General features: G+C 68.5%; 16 protein-coding genes and 1 tRNA gene. 6 read left to right on the forward strand and 11 right to left on the reverse strand.

The window, feature by feature from the left end:
• Positions 1-27: 27 nt before the first annotated feature.
• Positions 28-1,083 carry a bile acid:sodium symporter family protein gene (locus AC3CHW_RS29520; RefSeq protein WP_488468482.1) on the forward strand — a complete coding sequence of 352 codons (1,056 nt, stop codon included), beginning with the start codon at positions 28-30 and terminating at the stop codon, positions 1,081-1,083.
• A gap of 221 nt (positions 1,084-1,304) precedes the next feature.
• Here AC3CHW_RS29520 and AC3CHW_RS29525 read toward each other — a convergent pair whose 3' ends face one another.
• Positions 1,305-3,218, reverse strand: a complete 1,914-nt coding sequence (locus AC3CHW_RS29525) for an exo-alpha-sialidase (RefSeq protein WP_488468483.1) — start codon at positions 3,216-3,218, stop codon at positions 1,305-1,307.
• Positions 3,219-4,336: 1,118 nt separating this feature from the next.
• Positions 4,337-4,981, reverse strand: coding sequence for a TetR/AcrR family transcriptional regulator (locus tag AC3CHW_RS29530; protein WP_488468484.1), 645 nt, complete (start codon positions 4,979-4,981; stop codon positions 4,337-4,339).
• A gap of 129 nt (positions 4,982-5,110) precedes the next feature.
• On the opposite strand from AC3CHW_RS29530, the gene AC3CHW_RS29535 reads away from it, so the two are divergent.
• Positions 5,111-5,722 (forward strand): NADPH-dependent FMN reductase, encoded by a 612-nt coding sequence (locus tag AC3CHW_RS29535; RefSeq protein WP_488468485.1) that lies wholly within the window; start codon positions 5,111-5,113, stop codon positions 5,720-5,722.
• Between the two features lie 94 nt (positions 5,723-5,816).
• Here AC3CHW_RS29535 and fdhD read toward each other — a convergent pair whose 3' ends face one another.
• Positions 5,817-6,872: a formate dehydrogenase accessory sulfurtransferase FdhD gene (gene fdhD, locus AC3CHW_RS29540; RefSeq protein ID WP_488468486.1), complete on the reverse strand. Its 1,056-nt coding sequence runs from the start codon at positions 6,870-6,872 to the stop codon at positions 5,817-5,819.
• 314 nt (positions 6,873-7,186) lie between these two features.
• Between fdhD and AC3CHW_RS29545 the strand changes: the two genes are divergently transcribed.
• Positions 7,187-7,271, forward strand: a tRNA-Leu gene (locus tag AC3CHW_RS29545).
• Here the strand turns inward: AC3CHW_RS29545 and AC3CHW_RS29550 are convergent.
• The 3 genes from AC3CHW_RS29550 to AC3CHW_RS29560 form a co-directional block, all read right to left on the reverse strand.
• Positions 7,253-8,923: a recombinase family protein gene (locus AC3CHW_RS29550; protein ID WP_398610598.1), complete on the reverse strand. Its 1,671-nt coding sequence runs from the start codon at positions 8,921-8,923 to the stop codon at positions 7,253-7,255. The two genes, AC3CHW_RS29545 and AC3CHW_RS29550, sit on opposite strands and share 19 nt — an antisense overlap.
• 327 nt (positions 8,924-9,250) lie before the next feature.
• Complete coding sequence (locus AC3CHW_RS29555; protein ID WP_488468487.1) at positions 9,251-10,189, reverse strand: TRM11 family SAM-dependent methyltransferase; 939 nt, start codon at positions 10,187-10,189, stop codon at positions 9,251-9,253.
• A 23-nt stretch (positions 10,190-10,212) separates the two neighbouring features.
• Positions 10,213-10,866, reverse strand: coding sequence for a hypothetical protein (locus AC3CHW_RS29560; RefSeq protein WP_398610596.1), 654 nt, complete (start codon positions 10,864-10,866; stop codon positions 10,213-10,215).
• Between the two features lie 278 nt (positions 10,867-11,144).
• On the opposite strand from AC3CHW_RS29560, the gene AC3CHW_RS29565 reads away from it, so the two are divergent.
• Positions 11,145-11,714, forward strand: coding sequence for a hypothetical protein (locus AC3CHW_RS29565; protein ID WP_398610595.1), 570 nt, complete (start codon positions 11,145-11,147; stop codon positions 11,712-11,714).
• 1,244 nt (positions 11,715-12,958) lie between these two features.
• Here AC3CHW_RS29565 and AC3CHW_RS29570 read toward each other — a convergent pair.
• From AC3CHW_RS29570 to AC3CHW_RS29590, 5 genes are all read right to left on the reverse strand, one after another.
• On the reverse strand, positions 12,959-14,215 hold the full coding sequence (locus tag AC3CHW_RS29570) for a phophatidylserine decarboxylase associated domain-containing protein (protein ID WP_488468488.1): 1,257 nt from the start codon (positions 14,213-14,215) through the stop codon (positions 12,959-12,961).
• 678 nt (positions 14,216-14,893) lie between these two features.
• Positions 14,894-16,900, reverse strand: a complete 2,007-nt coding sequence (locus tag AC3CHW_RS29575; RefSeq protein WP_488468489.1) for an endo-beta-N-acetylglucosaminidase — start codon at positions 16,898-16,900, stop codon at positions 14,894-14,896.
• A 1,160-nt stretch (positions 16,901-18,060) separates the two neighbouring features.
• Complete coding sequence (locus AC3CHW_RS29580; RefSeq protein ID WP_488471207.1) at positions 18,061-18,312, reverse strand: ATP-binding protein; 252 nt, start codon at positions 18,310-18,312, stop codon at positions 18,061-18,063.
• A 220-nt stretch (positions 18,313-18,532) separates the two neighbouring features.
• The gene (locus tag AC3CHW_RS29585; protein ID WP_488468490.1) at positions 18,533-19,087 is read right to left on the reverse strand and encodes a DUF6302 family protein; all 555 of its coding nucleotides are present in this window, start codon (positions 19,085-19,087) and stop codon (positions 18,533-18,535) included.
• 925 nt (positions 19,088-20,012) lie between these two features.
• Entirely contained in the window at positions 20,013-20,459 is a 447-nt protein-coding gene (locus AC3CHW_RS29590; RefSeq protein ID WP_359321933.1) for an ATP-binding protein, read from the reverse strand.
• 240 nt (positions 20,460-20,699) lie between these two features.
• Here AC3CHW_RS29590 and AC3CHW_RS29595 point away from each other — a divergent pair, with 240 nt between their 5' ends.
• Together AC3CHW_RS29595 and AC3CHW_RS29600 are read left to right on the forward strand one after the other, a co-directional pair.
• Positions 20,700-21,902: an NsdA family TPR-like regulatory protein gene (locus AC3CHW_RS29595; RefSeq protein ID WP_488468491.1), complete on the forward strand. Its 1,203-nt coding sequence runs from the start codon at positions 20,700-20,702 to the stop codon at positions 21,900-21,902.
• Positions 21,896-22,453, forward strand: a complete 558-nt coding sequence (locus AC3CHW_RS29600; protein ID WP_488468492.1) for a GNAT family N-acetyltransferase — start codon at positions 21,896-21,898, stop codon at positions 22,451-22,453. Before AC3CHW_RS29595 ends, AC3CHW_RS29600 begins: the two co-directional genes overlap by 7 nt.
• The last annotated feature ends 6 nt before the right edge of the window (positions 22,454-22,459 follow it).

Here is a 22,459-nt window from a genome sequence, read left to right on the forward strand (position 1 = left end):
GGAGAGTTCCGAACGGAAAGGGAGCCCATGCGCCGCCCCGCCCTCGCGATGCCCGGCTGGCTGCCGCTCGACGGGTTCCTCCTGGCGCTGGTGGCCACCGTCGGGCTGGCCGCCCTGCTGCCGGTCACCGGGCAGGCGGCCGTGGTCGCGGACGACACCACCACGGTCGCCGTCGCCGGCCTGTTCTTCCTCTACGGCGCCCGACTCTCGGCCCGCGAGACGACGGCGGGGCTCGCCCACTGGCGGCTCCACCTGTCCGTCCTCGCCTGCACCTTCGTGCTCTTCCCGGCGCTCGGCCTGGCCGCCGGGGCGCTGGTCCCGCTGGTGCTGACGCCCCAGCTCCACACCGGACTGCTCTTCCTGTGCCTGGTGCCCTCCACCATCCAGTCCTCCATCGCCTTCACCTCGGTGGCCCGTGGCAACGTGGCCGCGGCCATCGTCGCGGGCTCCTTCTCCAGCCTGGTCGGCGTGGTCGTCACGCCGGTACTGACCGGGCTGCTGCTCGGCGCGAGCGGCGGGTTCTCGGTCGGCTCGCTGCTGTCCATCGCGCTCCACCTGCTGGTGCCGTTCCTGGCCGGACAACTGCTGCGCCGCTGGGTCGGCGGCTTCGTCGCCCGCCACCGGCGCGTGCTCGGGTACGCCGACCGGGGCTCGATCCTGCTGGTCGTCTACACCGCCTTCAGCCACGGCATGGCCGACGGCGTGTGGCAGCAGGTCACCTGGGCGCGGCTGCTCGCCCTGCTGGGCGTGGAGGCGGCGCTGCTCGCCACGATGCTCACCCTGACCTCGTACGGCGCGCGCCGCCTCGGCTTCCCGTACGCCGACCGGGTGGCGATCACCTTCGCCGGCTCGAAGAAGAGCCTGGCGGCGGGGTTGCCCATGGCGAGCGTGCTGTTCGGCGCGGACGCGGGGTTCGCGGTGCTGCCGCTCATGCTCTTCCACCAGATGCAGCTCATGGTCTGCGCGGTCCTGGCCAGGCGGTACGCGGCCCGCGCCCCGCACACCCCGGCACCGCCCCCCACCCCAGGCACCACCGCCCCGACGCCCCGGCCGAGCGACGCGGTCCGCGCCCCGTCGGCCTAGGACCCCCGGCGCACGGGCCGCGCACGCCCCCCGGCCCGCCGCCGAACGGTCCGCGCGCCTCGGCCCGAGGTTCCGGCCCCCGGGCCGGCCGAGCGCGGGCCGACCCTCCGAGGGGGCCGACCCTCCGAGGGGGCCGACCCTTTGAGGGGGCCGGGCCGTCGGCGAACACGCGTCGGCCCCGGCCGCCCGTGGGCGACCGGGGCCGACGCGTGCGTACCGCGTCAGGGCTGGCGTACGCGATCCAGCGGCAGCCACAGCACCGCGCCGTTACCGGCGATGCCCTGCGCCGACGTGGAACCCAACCGCTCGATGTCGGCGTCCGGCAGGGCGCGGTCGACGACCAGCACCTCGTCCAGCGCGCCCGTCAGGTGGGAGCGGCTGTCCACCTTCTGTCCGACGTGCACGCCGAAGACCGAGTTGCGGCTGACCGAACCGGCCGGGGCGCCCACCGCGGTCGGCGTGCCGTCCACGAAGAGGGTGAGTTCGCCGCCGCCGCGACGCAGGGCCAGGTGGTGCCAGCGGCCGTCGTTGTACGCGCCCGGGGCACGCACCGTCGTCGTGGTCGGCGGTGCCGCGCCCGCCACCGTCAGTATGGACGCGGTGATCCGGTCGCTGCCCGGCTCGCCGCGCACCGCCACCTGGGGAGACTTGTTGCCGACCCCGCCCATCCACAGGAAGGGTTGCTCGCCGCCGGTGGCCTCGTACCGGAACCACAGGCTGACGGTGAAGTCCCGCTCCCGAAGCGGCAGCGTCTCGCGGAACGGCAGCCGCACCGCGTCGTCGACGCCGTCGAACTCCACCGCCCGTCCGAACCGCCCGTCGCCCGTTCGCGCCCCGCCCAGCACCGCGGCCGGCCGCGCGCCGCGCCCGCCGTCCGCCGTCGTCGGGTCGGGCCCGCGGCGCGGCCCGAGCCAGTCCTCGGTCAGGCGCGCGAAGCGGATCTCGTCGCGGGCGTCCACGGCCCCGCCCTCGTACGCCAGCCCGACCTGGCCGTCCGACAGGGCGACCAGGTCGGAGTAGCCGGACCAGTCGGTGGTCACCACCGCGCCCCGGTCCACGCTCTCCCAGGTGCGGCCCTCGTCGTAGGAGGAGCGGATCATCATCGTGCGCCGCCGGTCCGGGTCGGCCGGCGCGGACAGCAGTAGCCGGCCGGGGCCGCGCCGGCCCGCGCTGGGCAGCCGGATCACCGCGCCCTGCACCATCGGCGTGTACAGGTCGGGCAGCGCGCGGAACGGCGCCTGGAAGCTCTCCCCACCGTCCTGGCTCACCGCGGCGTCCCGATGGCCGAGGTCCTTGCCCTCCTGCTCGCGCCCGTTGACGTAGATGCCACCGTCCACCCGCTCCACCAGCGTCAGTTCGGACGGCTTCTGCCGGAACGTCCCGTCGGGGGCCAGCGGCCACGTGTCCCGCGCACCGAGCCGCCACGAGTCGCCGCCGTCGTCACTCAGCACCAGCGCGGCGTGGTTCTCGGTGATGCGGTCGGTCCCGTAGCTCTCCGCGTTGACGCCGAACACCAGCCGACCCGCGTGCTTGCCGCGGGTGAGTTGGATGCCGTGCACAGGGCCGGTGGCGTACCACGCGTCCCAGCGCGGATCGCGGATTTCGCCGCTGATGTCGCGCGGCGTCGACCACGTCGCCCCGTCGTCGTCGCTGTGTTGCAGGTGCGGCCTGCGGTCGCAGGGGACCTCACAGTTCCCCGCGTCGGCCCGCCCCTTGTTGTACGTGCTGGCCAGCAGGACGCGGCCGGTCTCGCGGTCCACGACCGGCGCCGGATTGCCGTGCGTGTCGCCCGCGCCCTCGTCGATGACCTGGAGCTTGGACCAGGTGCGCCCGCCGTCGAAGGAGCGCTTCAGTACGAGGTCTATGTCGCCCGCGTCGCCGCAGTTGTCCACTCGTCCCTCGGCGAACGCCAGCACGGTCTTGTCCCGGGTCTCGACGAGGGCGGGAATCCGGAAACAGGCGTAGTCGCCGTCCTCAGGTGCCTTGAAGAGCACCTGCTGCTCGATGCCCGGCCGAGCCGCCACCGCCGCTTCCTGCCCCGCCACCACGGCCCGCACCGGAGCGGGCAGCAGGGCCAGCAGCAGAAAGGCCCACAGCGTCGTACGGCGCGCGCGGCGCAGACGTGCGCGGCGCACGCGCCCGCCGTGGCGAGGCGCGCTCCGGCGAACGCCGCCGCGCCGGCGCCCGTCGGTGTCGCACGGGTCGGTCGAGTCGTACGCACCGGTGGTGTCGTACGAGGTGGTGGCTGGGGTGGTGTCGTACGAGGTGTGGGCTGGCGAGGTGTGGGTTGGGCGCGCCTCGTGCGGGGGCTGAGTGGATGGGGATTGCTGAGATCTACCGCCTCTAGCGGGGTCTGCGTGAAGTTCTGACGCCATACTCGGACCTGCCCTTCGAAGGCATCTGGACATCAAGACATCCCACGTCCCATGTGCGCTGCGCAGAAGTTACTTCTCTCCCGACTACCGCCACAAGAACCGCGCGCCGCGCGGGCTTCACTCGCTCAGGGGAACCAAGAACACATGGTCGAGGGCGCGAGGCGGCGCCACCCCACGCCCCACGCCAGCCTCACCCGCCCCCTCTGCCGGCCGCACCCGCTGCCACCCGGCATCCCGTTCCCCGCCCACGAACTGACGCCGAGTCGGCCACGTCTCGCCACCCCGGCGCCCGCCACGCCGGCGCAGCGCCGGGCACCTCCGGGGGCGTGACCGGGGCAGGGGCGGGCCCGGGCGTGTCGCGGGCGGCGGCTCGTCACCCGATGGCGCCGGGCCAACCCGACCGTACGCACGCCAGTTGGTGCCCGGTGGGAAGTCAGGAGCGTGTAGCGGAACGCCGGCCAGGAGGCGCGCGGGAGCGAACCGCCGGTAGCGGTGCGCGTGGTAGCCGCGCGCCGAGTGCCCCGTAGGAAACAGCATCGGGTACCGGGCGTAGCTGGGCCAGGCCGCGGGTGTGGGGCAGGAGCTGGCGCGCCGTGACGCGGCGCCCGTCGTTGCCGTGCCCGGACAACGCGCACCCGGTGCCGCGCCGGCGCGGGTCGCGAACGCGGCTCCGCCGCTGCCCAGCGGGTGGGCGGAACGGGCGGGCGCTGCTGGCGTGCTCGTCACGGCGGTACGGCCCGCACGCCGCCGCGCGGTCCGCCACCTGGCAGCCCCCCCGCTGAGCTGGCGTACGGCGTCCGCTGACGATCGGGCCCCCTCCGAACGGCCCGGGAGCAGGTCAGCCCGCATCGGAGCTGACGGGCAGCGGGTCCGAGGGGTCAGCGCCGGTACCCGTTGAGGAAGACATGGATGCCGGCGGCGATCCTGTCGTCGACGTCCTCCTGTGTGGGTGTGCCGAAGCCTGGCCGGGCGGGGTCCGCGGCGGAGATCAGCAGCATGAGGTGGATGGCCGCCCGGTCGGGATCGGCGGTGCGGAGCAGCCCCTGCTCCGACCATTGACGCAGGTGCGCGGCGAGCGCGCGGCGGACCCGCAGCGGGCCGGTCTCCTGCCAGACGTCGATGGCCGCCTGCGGGATGTGCCCGGCGTCGGCGTGGATCTGACGTACGAGCGCGAAGTGCGCCGCGTGCGTACCGGTCATCGGGGCGGTGAACTCCCGGCCGAAATCGAGGAGATCGGCCTCCAGGTCGGTGACCTTGCGCAGGTGCCGGTCGATGATGGCGAGCTGGGCTTCGGCGGCCAGCGTGGCGCTCTCCCGGATGGTGGCCTGGAACAGCTCGGCCTTGTCCCCGAAGTGGTTGTAGATGGTGCGCGTGGAGACCCCGGCTTCGGCGGCGATGGCGTCGATGCTGGCCCGGGCGTAGCCGTCCCGGGCGAAGACGGTCAGCGCACCGCCGAGGATCGCCTTCCGCTTGTCCGCCGACCTGCCTCGAGGACGTCCGGCTGCGGCGTTCTGACTGGTCACGCTGGGCCCTCCAGGTTTTTTGCAGTGAGCGTTTTACTAATTACCACGACCGTTGTACTTTAACTCGTGCTGAGGCGCACAGCACCGCGGTACGTCATTGCGCCTGGACGTCGAGTCGAGGAGAGACCCATGCTCAGGATCGCCATCATCATCGGCAGCACCCGGTCGACCCGCAGGACGGCCGTCGCGGCCGACTGGGTCGCCCAGGTCGCCGCCCGGCACGCGGCCGTCACCCGCGGAGAGGTGACCTTCGAGACCGTGGACTTGGCGGACCACGCGCTCCCCGTCCTGGACGAGCCGCTCCCGGCCCTGTTCGGTGACTACCGCCACCCACACACCATGCGGTGGGCACGGGCCATCGACTCGTACGACGGGTTCGTCTTCGTCACCCCGGAGTACAACCACTCCTTCCCCGGCGCGTTGAAGAACGCGATCGACTTCCTGTACGCGGAGTGGAACAACAAGGCGGCCGGTTTCGTCAGCCACGGCGTACACGGCGGCACCCGCGCCGTGGAACACCTGCGGCTGACCATGACCGAACTCCAGGTCGCCACCGTGCGCACCCAGGTCGCCCTCTCGGCCTTCACCGACTTCGAGATCACCGACCCGTCCGAGCCGGGCGTCATCACCCCTGGTCCCCACCAGGAAACGACGTTGAACGAGCTGCTGGACGAGGTCATCGCCTGGTCCGGGGCGCTCAAACCGCTCCGTACGCCCACCCCGCAGGCGACGCCCGCGTAGCGGCAACGGGGGTCCGGGCCGCTTCGCGAACAGTGACGCCTCGCCCGCCGAGTGCGCCCCCGGCCACGCCCGCCTCACCCCGGCGCCGACCCGACTACTCCTCCCAGCTCACCCGCTCCGCGCCCGCGTACACGTTCATGTCCGCGCCCCGCAGGAAGCCGATCAGGGTCAGCCCCGTCTCCTCGGCCAGGTCGACCGCCAGCGACGAGGGCGCCGATACCGCGGCGAGCACCGGAATACCGGCCATCACCGCCTTCTGTGCCAGCTCGAAGGACGCCCGCCCCGACACCAGCAACACGCTGGAGGACAGCGGCAGCCGCCCCTGCTGGAGGGCGCGGCCGACGAGCTTGTCCACGGCGTTGTGCCGGCCCACGTCCTCCCGTACGTCCAGCAGTTCGCCCTCCGCCGTGAACAGCGCGGCGGCGTGCAGCCCACCCGTGCGCTCGAACACGCGCTGCGCCGCGCGCAACCGATCCGGCAGCGCGGCCAGCACGTCGGGGGAGAGGACGACCGGCGTGGCCGGATCACCCACGGGCCAGCGCGCGGTCGTGCGCACCGCCTCCAGGCTGGCCTTCCCGCACAACCCACACGACGAGGTGGTGTACACGTTGCGTTCCAACCCGATGTCAGGCAGCGGCACACCTGGCGCGAGGTGCACGTCGACCACGTTGTACGTGTTGGCGCCCCGGGCCCCGGCGCCACCCGGGGCGCTTCCGGCGTCGCCCCGCGTGTCGATCACGGGCAGCCCCGCGCCACCCCGCCCCACCCCGCCGGCCCGTCGCCCGACGGCGGCGGGCAGCGGCGCGGTCGTCCACCCGGCAGCCACCCCGCCACCCCCGCCCGCCGCGACCCCCAACCCGCCTGGAGGCCCGTCGACCAGCTCGTCGGTCGGCTCGTCCCGTGGCGCGGCGACCGCCCCCGCGCAGTACGCGATGGTGGCCAGGTCGCTGTCGCGCGCGAGCACACCCTCGCTCACCAGGAACCCGGCGGCCAGCGCGAAGTCGTCCCCCGGGGTGCGCATCGTGATCGCGAGCGGCTTGCCGTTCAGCCGGATCTCCAGCGGCTCCTCGGCCACGAGCGTGTCGGGCCGCGTACTGACCTTGCCGCCACGGATGCGTACCACGCGCCGTCGCTCGGTGACCCGTCCCATGGTGTCGATCCATCCTGGTCGTCGCGATACCGTCGGCCAACCCGCGTACGCGCCGGCCCTGCCTCCCGCATTGTCACCCATCACGGCACGTCACGAGCGGGACGCGAGTCCGACGAGGTACCCGGGCCGCGGTCGCCGAAACCGCTCCGCCGACCCGAAGAAGCCGTCACCCTGCGTGCGCGCCCCATCGCTCTGCGGCCGTTGGCTGACATGCCTCCGGGACCCCTCGTGAGGTGCGGATACGCAGGTGAAACGCACTGCGAATCCTTGGTATCGTTATCCATGTCGCCGCGGGGAACCGCGGAGCACACCTGGTCCGGGTGGCGGAATGGCAGACGCGCTAGCTTGAGGTGCTAGTGCCCTTTATCGGGCGTGGGGGTTCAAGTCCCCCCTCGGACACCGACTGGTAGCCCACGGGAGCCCAGAGAGTGCTGGTTGAGATCGATCTCGACCAGCACTTTGTGTTTCCCGGAGTCGTAGGTGAGTCGTAGCCCGAGCTGCTTGTAGATCTCGGCCTTGTCTGCGGGATCGGCTTGCCGAATGACCTCCGTGAGTTCGCCGGCGGCGCGGACCAGCTCGGCGATGTCCTCTCGAGTCATGCGGCCTCCCTGGGCTGTGACGGTGCGACCCAGCTCGGCTGCCGCTCGTGCCCGGTGTGCTTGGGTTTCGGCGATCCATTGGGTGACGACGGTGGGGTCGGCCCCGGCTTCGAGGGCGGCACGGTGGGTGGCGAGCTTGGCGTCGCAGTCGGCGATCTTCGCGCGGGCGGCATCCGCCTCGGTGTGGTGCTTCGGGGTTGTGCTGGCGGCCATGGCGTCGATGGTGTCGTCGAGGCGGTGGGGTTTGAAGACGGTGGTCAGCCAGGCGTCGAGCGGGTCGAGGACCCAGCTCTCGCGCAGGTAGACGTTGCGCGGGTGGGAGACGTTGTTGGCTAGCGCGTATTCCTGGGCGTAGCGGCAGCGGTAGTACGCCTCTTCGTGTGCCCAGTGGCCTTGCATCTTGCGCATGCATGCGGCGTGCTTGATCAGGCCTCGTAGCACGTAGGAATTGCGGGTGCGCTTGACGCCGTGAGCGGGGCCGGTGCGGTTGCGTGTGGCCAGGATGCTCTGGGCTCGGGCGAAGGTGTCGTCGCTGACCAAGGGGGTGTGGACGATCTTTTTGGAGACGATCCACTTGTCTTGGCTGTTCCAGCGCATGGTGGTGGCGTAGCCGAGGGTGACGTCTTCGATGTCGGCCAGGGTTTCGTGTTTGTGTTGCCGGTTCCAGACGTTGCGGCCGGTGTAGCGGGGGTTGGTCAGGATCGCGCGGACGGCGCTTTTGGACCACGCGACGCCGCTGCGGTGGGGGTTGCGGGTCCGATCGTGGGCGGAAGGGCAGGGGATGGTGTCGCGGGTCAATCTTTCGGCGACGGCGAACAGCCCGAGCCCCTTGAGGTAGTCGGTGAAGATGCGGGTCACGACTGGGGCCGTGGTTGGGTCGGGTTCCAGCCCGTACAGACGTTTGCCGTCTGCGGCCTTGGCGGGATGGGGGTGGGGCCCCAGGTCCTTGAGCCGGTACCCGTAGGGCGGGCGCCCGCCGAGGTAGCGTCCCTCCATCAGAGCGAGGGCGGACATGGCGGAGTGCACGCGGACCTTGATGCGGTTGCGCTCGCCCTTGGACATGCCGCCGAAGACGGACATGATCAGGTCGTGGGCCTCGTTGTCCGGGTCGATGGGGCCGCCGACCTCCGGGACCCACAAGGGAACGCCGTAGTGGACGAAGAGGGGGAAGGTGTTGCCGAACTGGCTGCCGTAAAAGGCGCGCTGGGGCTCGCCGATGACCACTGCACCGAACCCTCGGTCGGGGTTGGCGAGCGCGGTCAGCAGTGCCGATGCGCGAGGCCGGCGCTTCCAGGGCAGGGCGCGACTGTGCCCAATGTCGAAGTACTCGTCGACGATCGTGCCGCCTGTGGAACTGATGAGCGCTTGAGCGCGGTTCAACTGCCACAGGCGGGAGGCTTCGGGGTCCTGGTGGTCTTCGGTGGATACGCGTCCGCAGAAGGCGAACCGCATCCCGTGGGTAGGTGCTGTCGGGCCTGTGGGAGGGGCAGGAGTGCTTGCGGCGCGCAGCCAGGGAAGGGGGAGGTCATCGTGTTCCACCGCCGTGGCCTTTCGATTGGTGGTCGTCGTGGGTGTCCATCGATAGCTCGACTCTGCCTGAAGGGCCAGTTCGCTCGGCGTGGCGACGCAGGATGCGCACCAGGACAGCGGCGGCCGACAAGGTGAGCACGGGATCGCTCTCGGGGAGCACGACCTCAAAGCCTGGTGGCGGCGATGGATGGCGCTGGAGCAGGCCCCCGTCGCCGCCATCGCGACCGCGCGGCAGATCAACGATGCCCATCACGGTTTCGCTGAGTGCAGGTACGCGGGGCGCGAATCGTCGGCCTCCCTGGACGAGTGGCTCTGCCCTTGTTGACTGCCGTGTTCCGGCAGTGCCCTGTCGGGCCGGGTGAAGACGAGGACGTCCTCGTGCTGGATGACCGCCAGCGGGATGCCTTGGCGGCGGGCATCGCGTACGTACTTCATTTGGAAGAAGGATGAGCGAGGGATCAGGCGACCGTCGCGGATGCCGGCCAGGAGCGCGACACAGCGCTCGGTGGGCGCGAGCCCTGCCGCCCGGCCGGCAGCGATCACGGCGGACGGCAAGTCGATGAGTTCACCCCGCTCGCGCCACGGGCGGGTCGTGACGACCACGGTTCCCCCAGGCCGCAGGACGACTCGGCATTGGGTCAGGATCTCGGCGAAGGCGTTGAGGAGCCGGTCGGTGGAGACGTGGGCGAGGTTGGACGGATCGTGGCTGTAGCGGTCACACCGTTTGACGACTCCGCGTTCGCCCGTCTCCCGCGTGGAGCGCACGTGCCCGTGCACCGAGTTCCCGTACGGAGGCGAGGTGATGACGAGGTCCACCTTCCCGTGGTGCTCGAACGGGATGAGGCGGGTGAGGTCGCGGGCGTCGCCGCAGCGCACGGAGCCGAAACCGGCGCCCGCCGCGCGCGCAGCCGCAGCGGCGTTGATACGGGCGAGGGCGGCCCACCGGGGTTCGTACTCGACCCCGAGGGCGTTGCGGCCCAGGTGGATGGCTTCCACCAGCGTGGTGCCGATGCCGCACATCGGATCGAGAACCAGGTCGCCGGGACGGGTGTAGGCAGCGATGGCATGGGCTGCGATCTTGGGGAGCATCTTGGCGGGGTGGGCGGATGAGCCGGGCGCGTAGCGTCCTTTGCGTTGCGCCGCTGCGGAGGTGGGGGCGGTGTTCCAGACCGAAAAGGGTGCGGGCACTACGAGGTCTCCTCCGGTCGGGGTTATGGGTGGTCAATGGCGGACAGGGCGACCAGGTCGCAGTGCGCCACACTGCGGTACGCATCTGGTGGCAGCGAGGGCACGAGTTGGTCGCCGGACAGGTGGGCGTAGACGACCACGATGTGCTGGAGGTAGCGAAAGCCCGCGGTGCGGGCGGTGGCAACCAGCGTGCCGAGGGGATCGCTGAGGCGGCCGACGTCCCGGCGCTGGCGGGTGGCCAGCAGCATGAGTCCGTCGCCGGGCAGGAGCCGATGGGCACGGTGGAAGAAGCCTGGCCAACCGTCCTCCACCGAACCGAGCGTCTCCACGCCACCGGTCGGCAGCGCCTCGGTGGGAGCGGGAAGCGCGTCGGGGTGCAGCTCGGCGAGGAGAAGGGCCGACGGCTTCGGCTCGCCCTCGTCCGCCTCGCAGGGAAGCGTCGCGGTCGGGATGCGGGCGTCCATGCCTGACATCGCGTCGCGGATGGCGATCTTCAACAGCGGCGCGGGGGCGCTGGTGGGACACCCGACGAACTCCGTACGGATCTTGTCCAGGGCCCAGGCCGGCAACACGGCGCCTGGAATGGGGGCGGCGTTGGGCTCGTCCGAGTCGGGGAACCAGAGCGTCGACGGCAGTGAGGGCGACGTGCGGGGGTTCGAACTGGTGGAGCGCTCCATGGGCGGTGTGGCGCCTATGGCCAAGGTCGGGCTCGTGCTGACGTGTAGTTATGGAGAACTGGCGACTTGCCTCTGCCGCGGATGCGGCTTTGTTGAGCCAGTTGGTGGTCTGCAGCTCCTGTCGCTGCACATTCGTTCGCCGTGTGCTGACGAGCCTCGCGTTTCCGCAGGTCAGCTTGGTGGCGAGCCAGTGGCGGGCCAGTCGCGAGCCACCCGCAGCGAGGGTGGCGAGGCTAGGCTCAGGCCGATAATCATCACTGCTTGAGGGGGTGCTGCCCGTGGTTGCCACCGATGGGCCGCAGGATGTTGTGTTGCCTTGGAGGATCTCTGCCGCTGACCTGCCTGCGGCGGTGTTGGACGCTCCCGCAAGTGCTCGCGTCTACCTGCTCCCTGACGCAAGCGTCGATGGCGTGGCTGTGTACCGGGATGACGCGGCCGGAATCGTCAAGACGCTGCGCCACCGTGATGTCGATATCGACTTCGCCGTTCCCCGCGAGGGGCGTCGATACTTCAGCGAGTTCAGTGCTGCGGTCGTGGTGACTACGGTGTGCGTGGCTGTCGTCTCCACCCTCACCGCCGACCTGATCAAGAACATCGCTGTGACCACATGGCAGCGGGCGAGGTCCGCACTCGGTGCCGATCTTCCCCCGGAGCAGGTTGGCGAGGTCCGTGTGACGGTCAAGGTCGCGGAGATTGTCCGCACCGACGAGGAGACGGTCATTCGAGGTTTGGAAGTCACCGGCCGGCTAGCAGACGTTGAGGGTCTCCTTCAGACCGCCGTATCTGACCCGGCTACCGGACAACTGCTTCCTGTGGACCCATCCGGGCCTGAGGGCACCGCCGAATGAGATTCTGTGGCCTTGCCATCCGTTACGGCGTGCCGCTTCCTCCAGCCGCGGGTCCAGTGTGAGAGGCCATGATGCACCGGGACGGCGTAGAGGCATTACGGCAGTCCATGCGTTTGTATGGTCAGTGGTGCCGTAATGCCTCTCTTACTTGGGGACTGCCTCTGGAGCACCTCCCGTCATGGCAGGGCACATCCGACGCCGTTCTCCGACGCGGGCTCCGCACAAAAAAGGCGCAACGAGAGTTCCTAGACCGTGTGTGGTCGCAGGCCGAGCACCGACTGCGCGACACCATTCGCGAGCATGCCCGCCCATCTCCGCCGCTCACGAGCTTTCTCAGCCTGCGCCGGGTCGGGTGGAATCATCCGCAGTACACGGACATGGCGAACCATCTTCCGCTGCCGCCGAGCCCACTACGTCGTGCAGACCCTTGGCATGAGTTGGAAACAGTGGCACGCAAGGCACTCGCACGCGCGGTCGACGCCTACAACTTCCTCGAAGACACCAACCTCTGCGAAGTTGCTCACCGCCATGCCCATAACGTCGCTGCCTTGGTAGGCGGCGTGTTCGGGTGCAAGCTTGAGTACTCGGAGAGCGTCTACTGGCATGTTTGTCCCCTATCGCTCATGCATGACAGACAGGGCCTGTCTCCCGGATTCACCGCGACACGGTGCTGTTCCCTGTGTGGAGAGGACATCGACACATGCGAGCACCTACTCGACACGCGCTACTCCGTCACAGTGCAGCGCAGTAGCGAGGGGACGTGCAACGTCTGCGGGTGCCATGATTGCTCTCACGCCGATGGTGAGTCCGTTGTGGCGTATCCAAGGGCGGTCATTTCGGAGGCGCAACTCCATGAGGTCAGCCTGGTCTCCCGACCGAGAGACCCTCTCGCCCGCTTCACCAAATTCGAGATTGATCCGCAGGTTCTCGTTCAGGAGTTGGGAGAACACCCGGCCGGTCGAGGCATCCGCTGCTATGGGTGCCTTCACCCATGTCGTGGGTTCAGTCATTTGTCGATTTGAGTCCAGCAGCCCGGATATCCGTCAGACCGACGGTCGACGGCTCGCCATGACGCAACATGGGGGTGCGTGGCGATCCTGTAATTGGCCGCGAAGGGGCTTTGACCTGCGGGGCAAACACTTCGCGGGCCGCTTCCTGCGTCAGTTCAGGACTGTGCATGACTCCGCACCAGTTGGTCAGGTTCTCGCGGACAGTGATCGGGCCGCGGCGCAGTGGGAGGCGGATCAGTTCTTCAGTTTCGCGACCGCGGCGTTGACGAGGACGTTGGAGTCGCCGGGGTACTTCGTGGGGACGAAGTCCAGGTCCACGCCCGGCTTGAAGACCAGGCAGTGGGTGGAGCCGCCGTAGTGGAATGATCCGAGCGGGTCACCCCGTTTGACCTGCTGGCCGACCTTCGCGGTCACCTCGCAGGACGAAACCTCGCCCATGCCGATGGCGACGAAGGCCATCATGCCGACGGCCGGTTTCGTGGCCTGGATGTAGATCACCGCGCGGGCGGCGAGATGTGCTATGTATCCCTGCGACAGGTCGGGGGCGGCGACATCGCACAGGGCGGCGGGCGTCTGGGAGTAGTACGTGCCGGGGATGTTGCGGACGGCCTTGACCTCGCCGTCGACGGGGCTGTGCCACCGGTGATAGTTGAGGGCGCTGAGGAACGCCTGGTAGACGGTGCCTCCGACGAAGTCGTCGGGCTCCGGTTCGGCCGTGCTCTTGTGTACGGAGTCGAGTAGGTAGGTGAGGGCGTACGGCTGGCCCTTGAGCCAGAACGTGTCGCGCAACTGAACGTTACGGGACAGCCGGTAGGGGACGGACTCGGCAGCGCTGGTGACCGTCTTCGGGCCCGTGTCGACGGGGCGTACGCCGCTGCGAAGCCTGCGCGTGAAGAAGTCGTCCCAGGACGTGAAGCCGTAGTGCTCGGACTCGGGCTTGCACACGAAGGTCTTCGCGAAGTCCGGCATCGCGGCGAGGGCCTCGTCGCTGAACCAGTGGTTCTTCCGCTTGTCGAGCACATACGTCGACGCGGGGCTCGCCAGGAACGCGCTCCACTCGTCGAGCATGCCCTTGAAAGCCTCGTTGACGTCGTTGTCCAGAAACGCGGCGAAGCCGGCCTGGGTGCCCATCGCCCAGTTGAGGATGGCGTTGATCGGGAAGCCGACGAGTCCGGACTTGTTGAACTCGGGAGCGCTCTGGATGGCCTCGTCGAACAGCAGGAGCAGTTGGTCGACGGTCCGCACCTGGGGGTAGCCGGTCGGCGTTTCGCGGTGGGACAACTGCCCTAGCATGTCGTGGAAGAGCATGTGGATCTTCGGGTCGTTGTCGATCAGGTCGCGGAGGGCGGCGACCGAGGGTTTGAGGTCCTCCGTCTTGCCCAGCCGGGCGTTCTCCTCGACCCGCGCGATGCGTTCGTCCAGCCAGTCCCGCAGGAAGCTCTGGTCGGACGGGAGCCAGTCGCCCGCGCGCACGGTGGAGTAAAGTTCCATGATTTTCCTCGCCTGTCGATGTCTGTCCTTGCGCGGGCGAATCTCGCGCCTTGTGACGAGCGCGGCCATGGTCCCGGCTCATGCCCAATGGAGCGTGGCGTCCGGGCAGGCCCAACTCCTTCACCGTAGACACGGTCTCGCAGGAGTGACGAGCGCTGGGCGGTAGGAGGGAAGGGCGCGGTCGGTGGGGACGCGGACAGCCGTCACCCGACGTCATGGCGTCGCTCTACGGCCTTGCTCGCGCCGCTGGTGCACCAGCGAGACGACAGTTGCCATCAGAGGCTTGGAGCTGGTGCCGGTCACCCTACGAATTCGCCGGGGGCTCGCTCGAATGGAGTAGCGCCCCGAGTTCCGGCGGCTGGTGAAGCGCCACCGAGGACGGCATGACGCTGCCGCGAATACCGTCGTGGCAGCCGGGCCCGCGGGTTGTTCGGTCCCGGTCTGGGGCCCGAAGCCGCAGCAGGGTTTGCACGTGGCCCTTGAGGGTGTCCCCAGCCTCCTCCACGATCCCGCCGGTCTGACATGCGGGGGTGGCGACGGCTCCTCCATCATCGCAGGCCAACCGGGCGATGCCCGCGATCATCTGATGAGGAGGGGACTGGCCTGCGCCATGAAGGTGTGGGTGATCGCCGTGCCAGCGACGGAGGTTGCCCCGGGTGCGGACGGCCGGTGGCTGGGTTACCAGGTGATGTCGGCGGTGGCGTTCGGTGAGTGAGTGCCGTCGTGCCCCACGGCGGTGACGGCGATTTGGGTGGCGGCCCGGTCGCGTGCGGTCAGCTGCGGAAGGAAGAAGACGGGGTTGAGACTGGCGCCCAGAAAGGTTCCGCTCGCGCCGCCGCCGGTCTCGTAGATTTCGTAGTGATGGACGGCGGACTCGTCGGCGGGTGGCTCCCAGGCCAGGCGTACGGAGACACCACCGGTGATGGTTCGCTCGGGCGGTTGGAATTCCAGAGCGGTGGGGGCCGGCGGCGTGGCGAACTCCTCGTCGTGCACGGCGATTTGTCCTACCAGCAGCGGGCGCAGCACCGGATAAGGGCCAGTGGTCAGGCGCAGGCCGAGCTGGACCAGCGGCTGCCAGTAGGTGTTCTCGGGCAGCGTGGCGGTGTAGGTGGTCCAGCCGGCCTGGTCCTCGCTTTGCCGGGTCAGGGGGACGGCAAGGAGTTTCTTGGGGGCGGCGTCGGTTGCGACCAGCGCCTCCAGGGCGCCGCCGTTGCCGTTCTCCCAGAAGGGCGGCGTCTTGGCGCGCACGGTGATGCGAGTGCGGTCCGTAGTGGGCAGGTAGAGCTGGTACAGCCGTGTCCATGCTGAGCTGCCCGGGACCAGATGGGTGGTGTCCAGCATGAGGCACGAGCCGCCCTCCCAGGCGTCGCGGAAGGACAGAGAGGCGCCCAGGGCGCCGCCGGCGTCGGCGCCGGTGAGCCATCGGTAGGTCGGCAGCACGTCCTGCAGCGCGAGGTTGGCCCAGCCGCCGTGGCGCACTACAGCCCCGGCGTGGTGGTAGCTGTGTCCGTGGCCGGTGTTGAAGTGGGTGACGAACGGAAGTTCCTGCTGGGGGCGGGCTTCGGCGATGTAGCGGGCGATGCCGGGGAAGCCGCTGTTCGGGCTGTGGGAGGGGTCGTGGTTGGTACCGACCCAGAAGTCGGCTTCCTTGCGATAGAAGCCTTGTGTCCACTCTGTGTCGCTACATCCCTTTGATGGCGTGGAAACGGTGTGGGCCTTGTACAAGGCCAGGGAGCCGCGGTGCGTGTTGTCCTTGGTGAACAGCAGGGTCAAACGCTCGTCCCAATTCTTCTCCTCTACCAGTTCCAGTCCGAAGTGCAGGTCGTAGACGCTGCGTTTGATCTCCCCCGCCTTGTTTTTCGAATTGGTCAGGTTGGTGTCGTACCAGTAGTAGTCCACGAAGAGCGAGTCGCACACCCGCTGGGAGCCGTTTTGCAGGAACTGCGCGTTGTGATTGTTCAGGTCGCGCTGTTGCATCTCGTACCAGGTAAAGTCAACGGACCCCGCTGTGTCGGGTGTGGTGCGCGCGCGGCCATAGGCCAGTGCATCGCGCACTGCTGGATCGCCCCGGGTGAGCGTCTCGTAGTTGATGAACCAGCCGTCGAAGCCGAAGTACTGGGCGACTTCGACCAGCTTGTCGACCACTGGGTAGGTGCCGTTTTTCGTCTTGGTCGTGAAGTCGCGCACCCACGCCTCTTTGCCGCCGTGGCTCGGGGTCGGAAAGAAGACGCTGCCGTAGACCTTTACCCCGTTGCGGTGGGCGGCGTCGGTGACATGCCCGTTGGGCGGGCAGATCAGGCCACCACCGGCCGTCCCGGCCCAGAAGACCAGGATCTGCACATACTGCCAGTACCCGAAGGCGTAGTAGCGGGACGAAGCGACACCCTGCGGAGGGTTTTCCCCGGTGCCCCAAAATTCGGCACACGACATCACCTGTCCCTCGCCGGCCCGCGCATTCGGGTGGGCTTTGAGCCGCGCATCCTGACGGCGCGGGCGCAGCGGAACCCGTGAGCGGTGGAAGACGCCGTCTTGGTCCTGACCTTGGTTCGGGTTCCAGTCCAGGAGGGCCCGGCCGCCGGACGGCAGTTCGCTGTGGCCCGGGTGCCAGTACGGCACATACGGCACCCCGAATTGGCTGAGAACACCTTTCGTCGATCCCTCTCCATGCGCGCTGCTCGTTGCCATTGTCTGCTCCTTTTCCTCGGCAGGTGCTGGAGTCTTGCCGGCGCCGCTTCGGCCGGCTGCTGGATCTGCCGATGAACCGTCCGGTTTCCATAAGCGGACAGGAAAGACGGGGCGGGGTGAAGGTCGCGGGGCCGCCCCAATATTGCGGGGATGTTCCCCAGGCGTCATTCGCCGCGAACACCCGCGAGAACCCGAAGGTTACGCTTGGGTACGCGGCATACCGCCGACCTGCTCCCGCCGTGGAACCCGGCGGCGCTTGCAGTCTTACGTTTGAGTTGCTCTCTTGTTTCTTGCATTGCTCGCCTACGACAATGTCAACAGTTTGTTAGCAATGTCGTAGGTGGTGAGTTTCAGCGAGAACCCTTTACCGAATCCCACATCAATCGAGTTCGACGGGGAGTAGGCCAGCGCCAGCGGCAAGGGCGGGCCGTGATTTGAATTGCCCACGAGATGCCCCAATCTCTCCGCACGTTGCACAGGCCCGTATGTGGGTCGACACCACCGGACACCGAACTGTCGAAGGTGCCTGCATGGGAGAAGAAGCCAGGAACGTTCGTGGGGCCCCATCTCTGTGAAACCTCCGGCACGAATGACTGCGCCAGCCTGGTCGGCTCTTTCTCAGTCAACGGGTGTCCGGTGCCTTCCTGCAGGAGCCCACCGAGCCAGTCGCTTACAGATTGTCTTCTGGCCACCTGGCGCGCGACCGTACTCGTCCATTCGAGTGAATGGTCGTCCGGGTGTGGCTGACTGCTGACGCCCAGTGGGCCGGGGCCAGCGATCTGCACGCTGGCGTACCCGCGCGAGGGCCGGTAGCGATCACCGGAGTGCCAAACGTGGTCGACGCGTATGGCGGCGTACTCGGGAGTGAACTACGGCTAGGGGCCACGTAGTGGTGTTCGATCTGACGCCCACAGGTCTTCTTCCCGGGGGAAGCCCCCAGGCTGATCAGCCTCCGCCGTCCGCCCGAAGTGTCCCGAGGAGAACCACTGCACGTCAGAGAAGACCACCCGCTGCCTGGTGTAGGAACACCAGCTGGAAACGGGGGGCCGGAACTGTGCTCCCTGTGCCTGGCCAACCCCCGTAGCTCAGACGTGCCGAGCCGGTCATCGTCATGCAGAGTTCCGTGCATGTCGCCTCGCTGCTCAGGTCTCGCACCAACATCACCAAGGCCGCGGTCGACGGGAACCAGCCCACCGGCAGCAGTCGACAAAACTCTCTGATGTTCGAAAAGACATGCTCGACGCGTAGGGCCCTGTGGCGTGCCTGACGGCGTTCGTGACGACCTCGGAGGCGACCAGTACCGCGTTGTCGACGGTCTCGTCGTCGTAGCCGAGCTGGTCGAGGGCGCAGCGCAGGGCGGCGCGTGCCTGTGCCGCTGCGTCGGGGGTGTCAGATGTCCAGCGCCACACCACCCACGAGGGGGCGGGTCCCTGCGGGGTCAACGTCGACCTCCCCAGAACGCGCGATGCCGACGGGTGCCGCGGCGATGCCGGTTGTGTCGTGTTTGTCTACCGCCGCACGTACCGCACAACGCGACGGAATCGAATGCCACCCCGAGCGGCAGCGAGAGCGTGCCTGCGAATGGAGTTCTCACCATGGCAGGGGCCTTCCCGGTTGGTCGAAATTGGGTCGCTACCACGACACCGTAAAACCAGGAAGAGGGGAATAGTGCTCTTGCGGGTTTTTCAATTCATTTTTCCACTTAGCGTGGGTGGTGCCATTTATGGGCCGCGAAGGGAGTGCGTGTCCTGGCGGTGGATTTGACTCAGGTTCGCATCTCATGACGAGCCTTGCGAGATAGTCATCCACGGCCTGACTCGAATAGCCGTACATCCGTCCACGGATTTCGTCGTTCCAGGCAGGAACGTCTTCGCCCCACGTGACTTGGTGGCATACCTTGGGTTTCGTTGACCATCGGAACCGTACCTGCGGGAATCCATTGCAGCTGGTTAGGGCGGATTTGACTGCCAAGCCCGTGAAGACGCTCGTCATCGCGAGAAACCCGCTGCGGCGAGCTCCGCCCACGGGCACGCACAGGGCATGCACGGACGAGTCGATAACGAGCGTGACGCTCGATTCGAGAAGGTCTGGGTCTGCCAGCCGCTCGGAGAAGTAACTTCGGGCGCTCGCGGGTGATGCGTCCCACGGAAGGATCTGAATGGACGGGTAAAGTGAATTGATCGACATAGCCAAGGAGTCCACGAGTGAATCTGGCAAGCGGAGTGGCGGTGACAGGAGTCCGCTGACGGCAGCGGCTGTGTGGGACCGGTCGGCGGCGCTGCAGGCTCACCAACGCGGGTGGGCCTGCTCCTGGGGTCTCGCCGTACCATCGGTCTCCGATGGGGCCGGCTCGGGATCGCGGTCGAGCGGCAGCACGGGCAAAGCCTCGTTGAGAGACCGGCACTTGCACCGGACACCACGGCGGATCGCGGCGAGTGACAAGACGTGCGGGGTCTCGCACGACCGGCACGTCATCGACCACGGGGCCTTCACTCGGCCGGGATACAGGGCATCAGGAGCGAAACCCGCCTCGGTGGCTTCCCAGACGGCCATTTCTCGATAGGCCCAGGTCTCAGTGCGAGGCGGCCGGTAGGCCCGTGCCTCGCTTGGCGCAGGTCGCCGGGCCTGCGTGTGCCCGGACAGGAGCCGACCGAGGTCGATCCAACGGCGCCCGCCTTGGTTGTCAACCACTGCTCACTCCGTCTTCTTCTCGTCGGGCAGGAACGTGGTGATGTAGCGGGAGGCGGCCGTATGAGGGGGTAGGCAACCTCGGGATTTGACTGCCTCGGCCGGCATCGGCTCCAACCGAGGCAGCCGCTGGCGCGGGTGCCCGTCTCGGGGCGGACGGGCACCCGCAGCGTGCTCTCGCCCCGGGGGCGGCGATCACACGCCTCCCGCCCTGCCCGACCGGAGGGGGTATCGGCCAGGCCAGCGCGGAAGTTCATCGGTGATACCCCAGGGTGAGGACCACGATGAGAGCCGACAGCAACACGGCGTAGATGGCGTGGTAGACGCGGTCATCCATGCCGGCCTCGCGACCCCAGTTGGCGACGTGCGCGTGACGGCGGTCGCTCCGTCGCAGGGCGGGTGCCTCGGGGCACAGCCACCGGCCTCACACCGCATCCGGCAGATCGGCCCAGACCCGCTTCCCCCACGGCAGGGGATCGCAACCCCACTCGACCGAGACACCCTCGATCAGGAGCAACCCTCGACCGTGCGGATCAGCGAGATCGGGTGCCCGACGTTGAGGCCACTTGCGCGACAGGTCCACGACAGCGACGCGCACGCGGTGGTCCGAGAGGCGAGTAACCGTCACCCGGATGCTGTCGCCGCGAGCATGTCGTGCCGCGTTGGCCACGAGCTCGGAGACGATCAGTTCCCCGGCTTCGGCGAGTTGCCCCAGGTGCCAGGTATCCAGTGCGATCCGCACCATGTGGCGCGCAACGGCCGCCGACTGCCCCTCGCGAGGCATCGTTTGCGTGTAGGACGGCCTGCCGGTTGCGGCCGAAATCAGACCCAGGCGCCTCATCGACTTGGCGATCTTGGCTGGATGACTCATCAGCTTCGCTCCCTCGCTCACAAAGGAGCTAACTCCGCAGGACCCGCCGGTGCCGGACTCTCAAGCGGACTTTTCGCCGGACTTTGCGCCTGCCGGACTTCGCGTGGCGCTACCGTCGGTGTGCGTCGCATCACCGGAGGTGGCGAAGTGACTCACCCAACTCTGTTTGAACAAGCGTGCCGAGTGCACGGGCTTGAGCGGCCAGCGGACTTCCTACGCGCCTTCGCGGCCACGGCAGACATGCTGGGCGAACCCGTCACCCTCACCGATCGTCAGGCCCGACGCTGGCGCCAACCGAACCCGCCCACTCCACGGCCTCGGGCGTGGCGCGTTCTGCATGCCCTGCTGGGAGTATGCCCGTCTGAGCTCGGCTTTCCTGGGCCGCCACCCGGTGTCAGTGTGGGGGCAGTGCTCCCCACCGAGAGAGGCATGAGTGTGGAACGACGTGCGTTTCTCACCGATTCCGTGGGCGTGGCGGCAACCGCTGGCTTGCCCACGGCCATGCGCCCCCTACCTCAGACGAGCCGCACCGGGGCGATCGGTACGGCCCACATCCAGGAACTCCGCGCCGGGCTGCGCTCCTTGTACGAGCTCGACAACGCGTACGGCGGCGGAGACGTCAGATCCCTCGCCGTGCGCCACCTACGTCGCATTCGCCGCGTCATCAACAACTCCAACTACCCGGACACCATCGGCCGCCAACTGCGGCTTCTCTCCGGCGAAGCAGCCGAGCACTGCGCTTGGCTGTTCTACGACGCCGACGATCAGGAGGCCGCCCGCAGCTACTGGGGTGACGCCTTAACGACGGCCTCCATGCTGGGTGATGCGAGCCTGGAGACGCTGGTCTTCGCCGCCCTGAGCCTGCAGGCGAGCCACGCGGGGCAACCACGCGATGGGCTCGACTACGCGAGGGCTGCCAGGGAGCGGGCCTCACGCTTCGACTCGCCGCGGCTTCAATCGCTGCTGGCGACGAGAGAAGCGCGAGCCCTGTCCCTCATACCCGACGCGAAGGCGGCCCAGTCGAAACTGAGCGAAGCCATGCGTCTGGCGGAGCGCACTGACCGGCGCTCACCGGACTGGACGGCCTTTCACGGTGCCGCCGAGATCTCGTTCGCCCAAGGCTTGGCCTATGCCGAGAGCGGGCACCACAGCGCGGCCGTCTCCTTCCTCAAAGCCGCGCTCGCCCAGCAGAACCAACGCGTGTACGGGCGCAACAAGGCGCTATACCGCCTCACCCTCGCTCGCAGCCTGGTGGCAGCGGGCCAGGCCGATGAAGGCGCCGCCCACGCCGTGGAGAGCCTGGACTACCTGAGCGAAGTGGAGTCGGGGCGGGTGACGCGCAGGATCAAGCAGGTGGCCGGCCTCCTGCGCGAATGTGGCGCCTCTGGTTCGAAGGAGACGGCCCAACACCTCCTGGAGCACACGGGAGCGAAGGGATGCTGACGTACGACCGGTACGAGGGCGGAGAAGCCGTGACAGCCCTAGACGCCTTCATCGCCGCGTACGAGGAGGTGTACGCAGAACCGCCATACCGCGAGGAGCCGAGCGACGTCGCGATCTTCATTGAGCACTATCAAGTGCACTGCCAACGCCCCGGAATGCGTCTGGTGCTCGCCCGTGACGACGAGGAGGTCGTCGGCTTCGCGTACGGCTACCTCCTGGCCCCGGACACCCGCTGGTGGAAGAACGTGCTGGAGGTGGAACTCTCGGCCGAATTCGCCCGAGAGACTGGCGATCGGACGTGGGTGATCATCGAGCTAGCCGTGCGCAAGGCATGGCGGCGGCGCGGCATCGCAGCCGGCCTGCACGCACGCCTGCTGGAGGGGCTCAGCGCGGAGCGGGTGACCTTGACGGTGCGGCCTGAGCCCGAAGCGGCTCCCGCCCGGTCCGCGTACATGGCATGGGGCTATCGGCGGATCGGCAAGGCCCAGCCATGGGAGGACGCCCCTTACTACGACACCATGCTCCTCGAACTCGACGATCGCGAACGCTGATGCCTA

The sequence above is a fragment of the Streptomyces sp. MGP-BFMKR1 genome, from assembly GCF_057766585.1.

Excerpts from the sequence above, each read along its gene's own strand:
- AC3CHW_RS29520 (WP_488468482.1), top strand. The coding sequence starts at position 28 with ATGCGCCGCCCCGCCCTCGCGATGCCCGGCTGGCTGCCGCTCGACGGG.
- AC3CHW_RS29535 (WP_488468485.1), top strand. The coding sequence starts at position 5,111 with ATGCTCAGGATCGCCATCATCATCGGCAGCACCCGGTCGACCCGCAGG.
- fdhD (WP_488468486.1), bottom strand. The coding sequence starts at position 6,872 with ATGGGACGGGTCACCGAGCGACGGCGCGTGGTACGCATCCGTGGCGGC.
- AC3CHW_RS29550 (WP_398610598.1), bottom strand. The coding sequence starts at position 8,923 with ATGCGGTTCGCCTTCTGCGGACGCGTATCCACCGAAGACCACCAGGAC.
- AC3CHW_RS29560 (WP_398610596.1), bottom strand. The coding sequence starts at position 10,866 with ATGGAGCGCTCCACCAGTTCGAACCCCCGCACGTCGCCCTCACTGCCG.
- AC3CHW_RS29570 (WP_488468488.1), bottom strand. The coding sequence starts at position 14,215 with ATGGAACTTTACTCCACCGTGCGCGCGGGCGACTGGCTCCCGTCCGAC.
- AC3CHW_RS29575 (WP_488468489.1), bottom strand. The coding sequence starts at position 16,900 with ATGGCAACGAGCAGCGCGCATGGAGAGGGATCGACGAAAGGTGTTCTC.
- AC3CHW_RS29585 (WP_488468490.1), bottom strand. The coding sequence starts at position 19,087 with ATGTCGATCAATTCACTTTACCCGTCCATTCAGATCCTTCCGTGGGAC.
- AC3CHW_RS29590 (WP_359321933.1), bottom strand. The coding sequence starts at position 20,459 with ATGAGTCATCCAGCCAAGATCGCCAAGTCGATGAGGCGCCTGGGTCTG.
- AC3CHW_RS29595 (WP_488468491.1), top strand. The coding sequence starts at position 20,700 with ATGCTGGGCGAACCCGTCACCCTCACCGATCGTCAGGCCCGACGCTGG.
- AC3CHW_RS29600 (WP_488468492.1), top strand. The coding sequence starts at position 21,896 with ATGCTGACGTACGACCGGTACGAGGGCGGAGAAGCCGTGACAGCCCTA.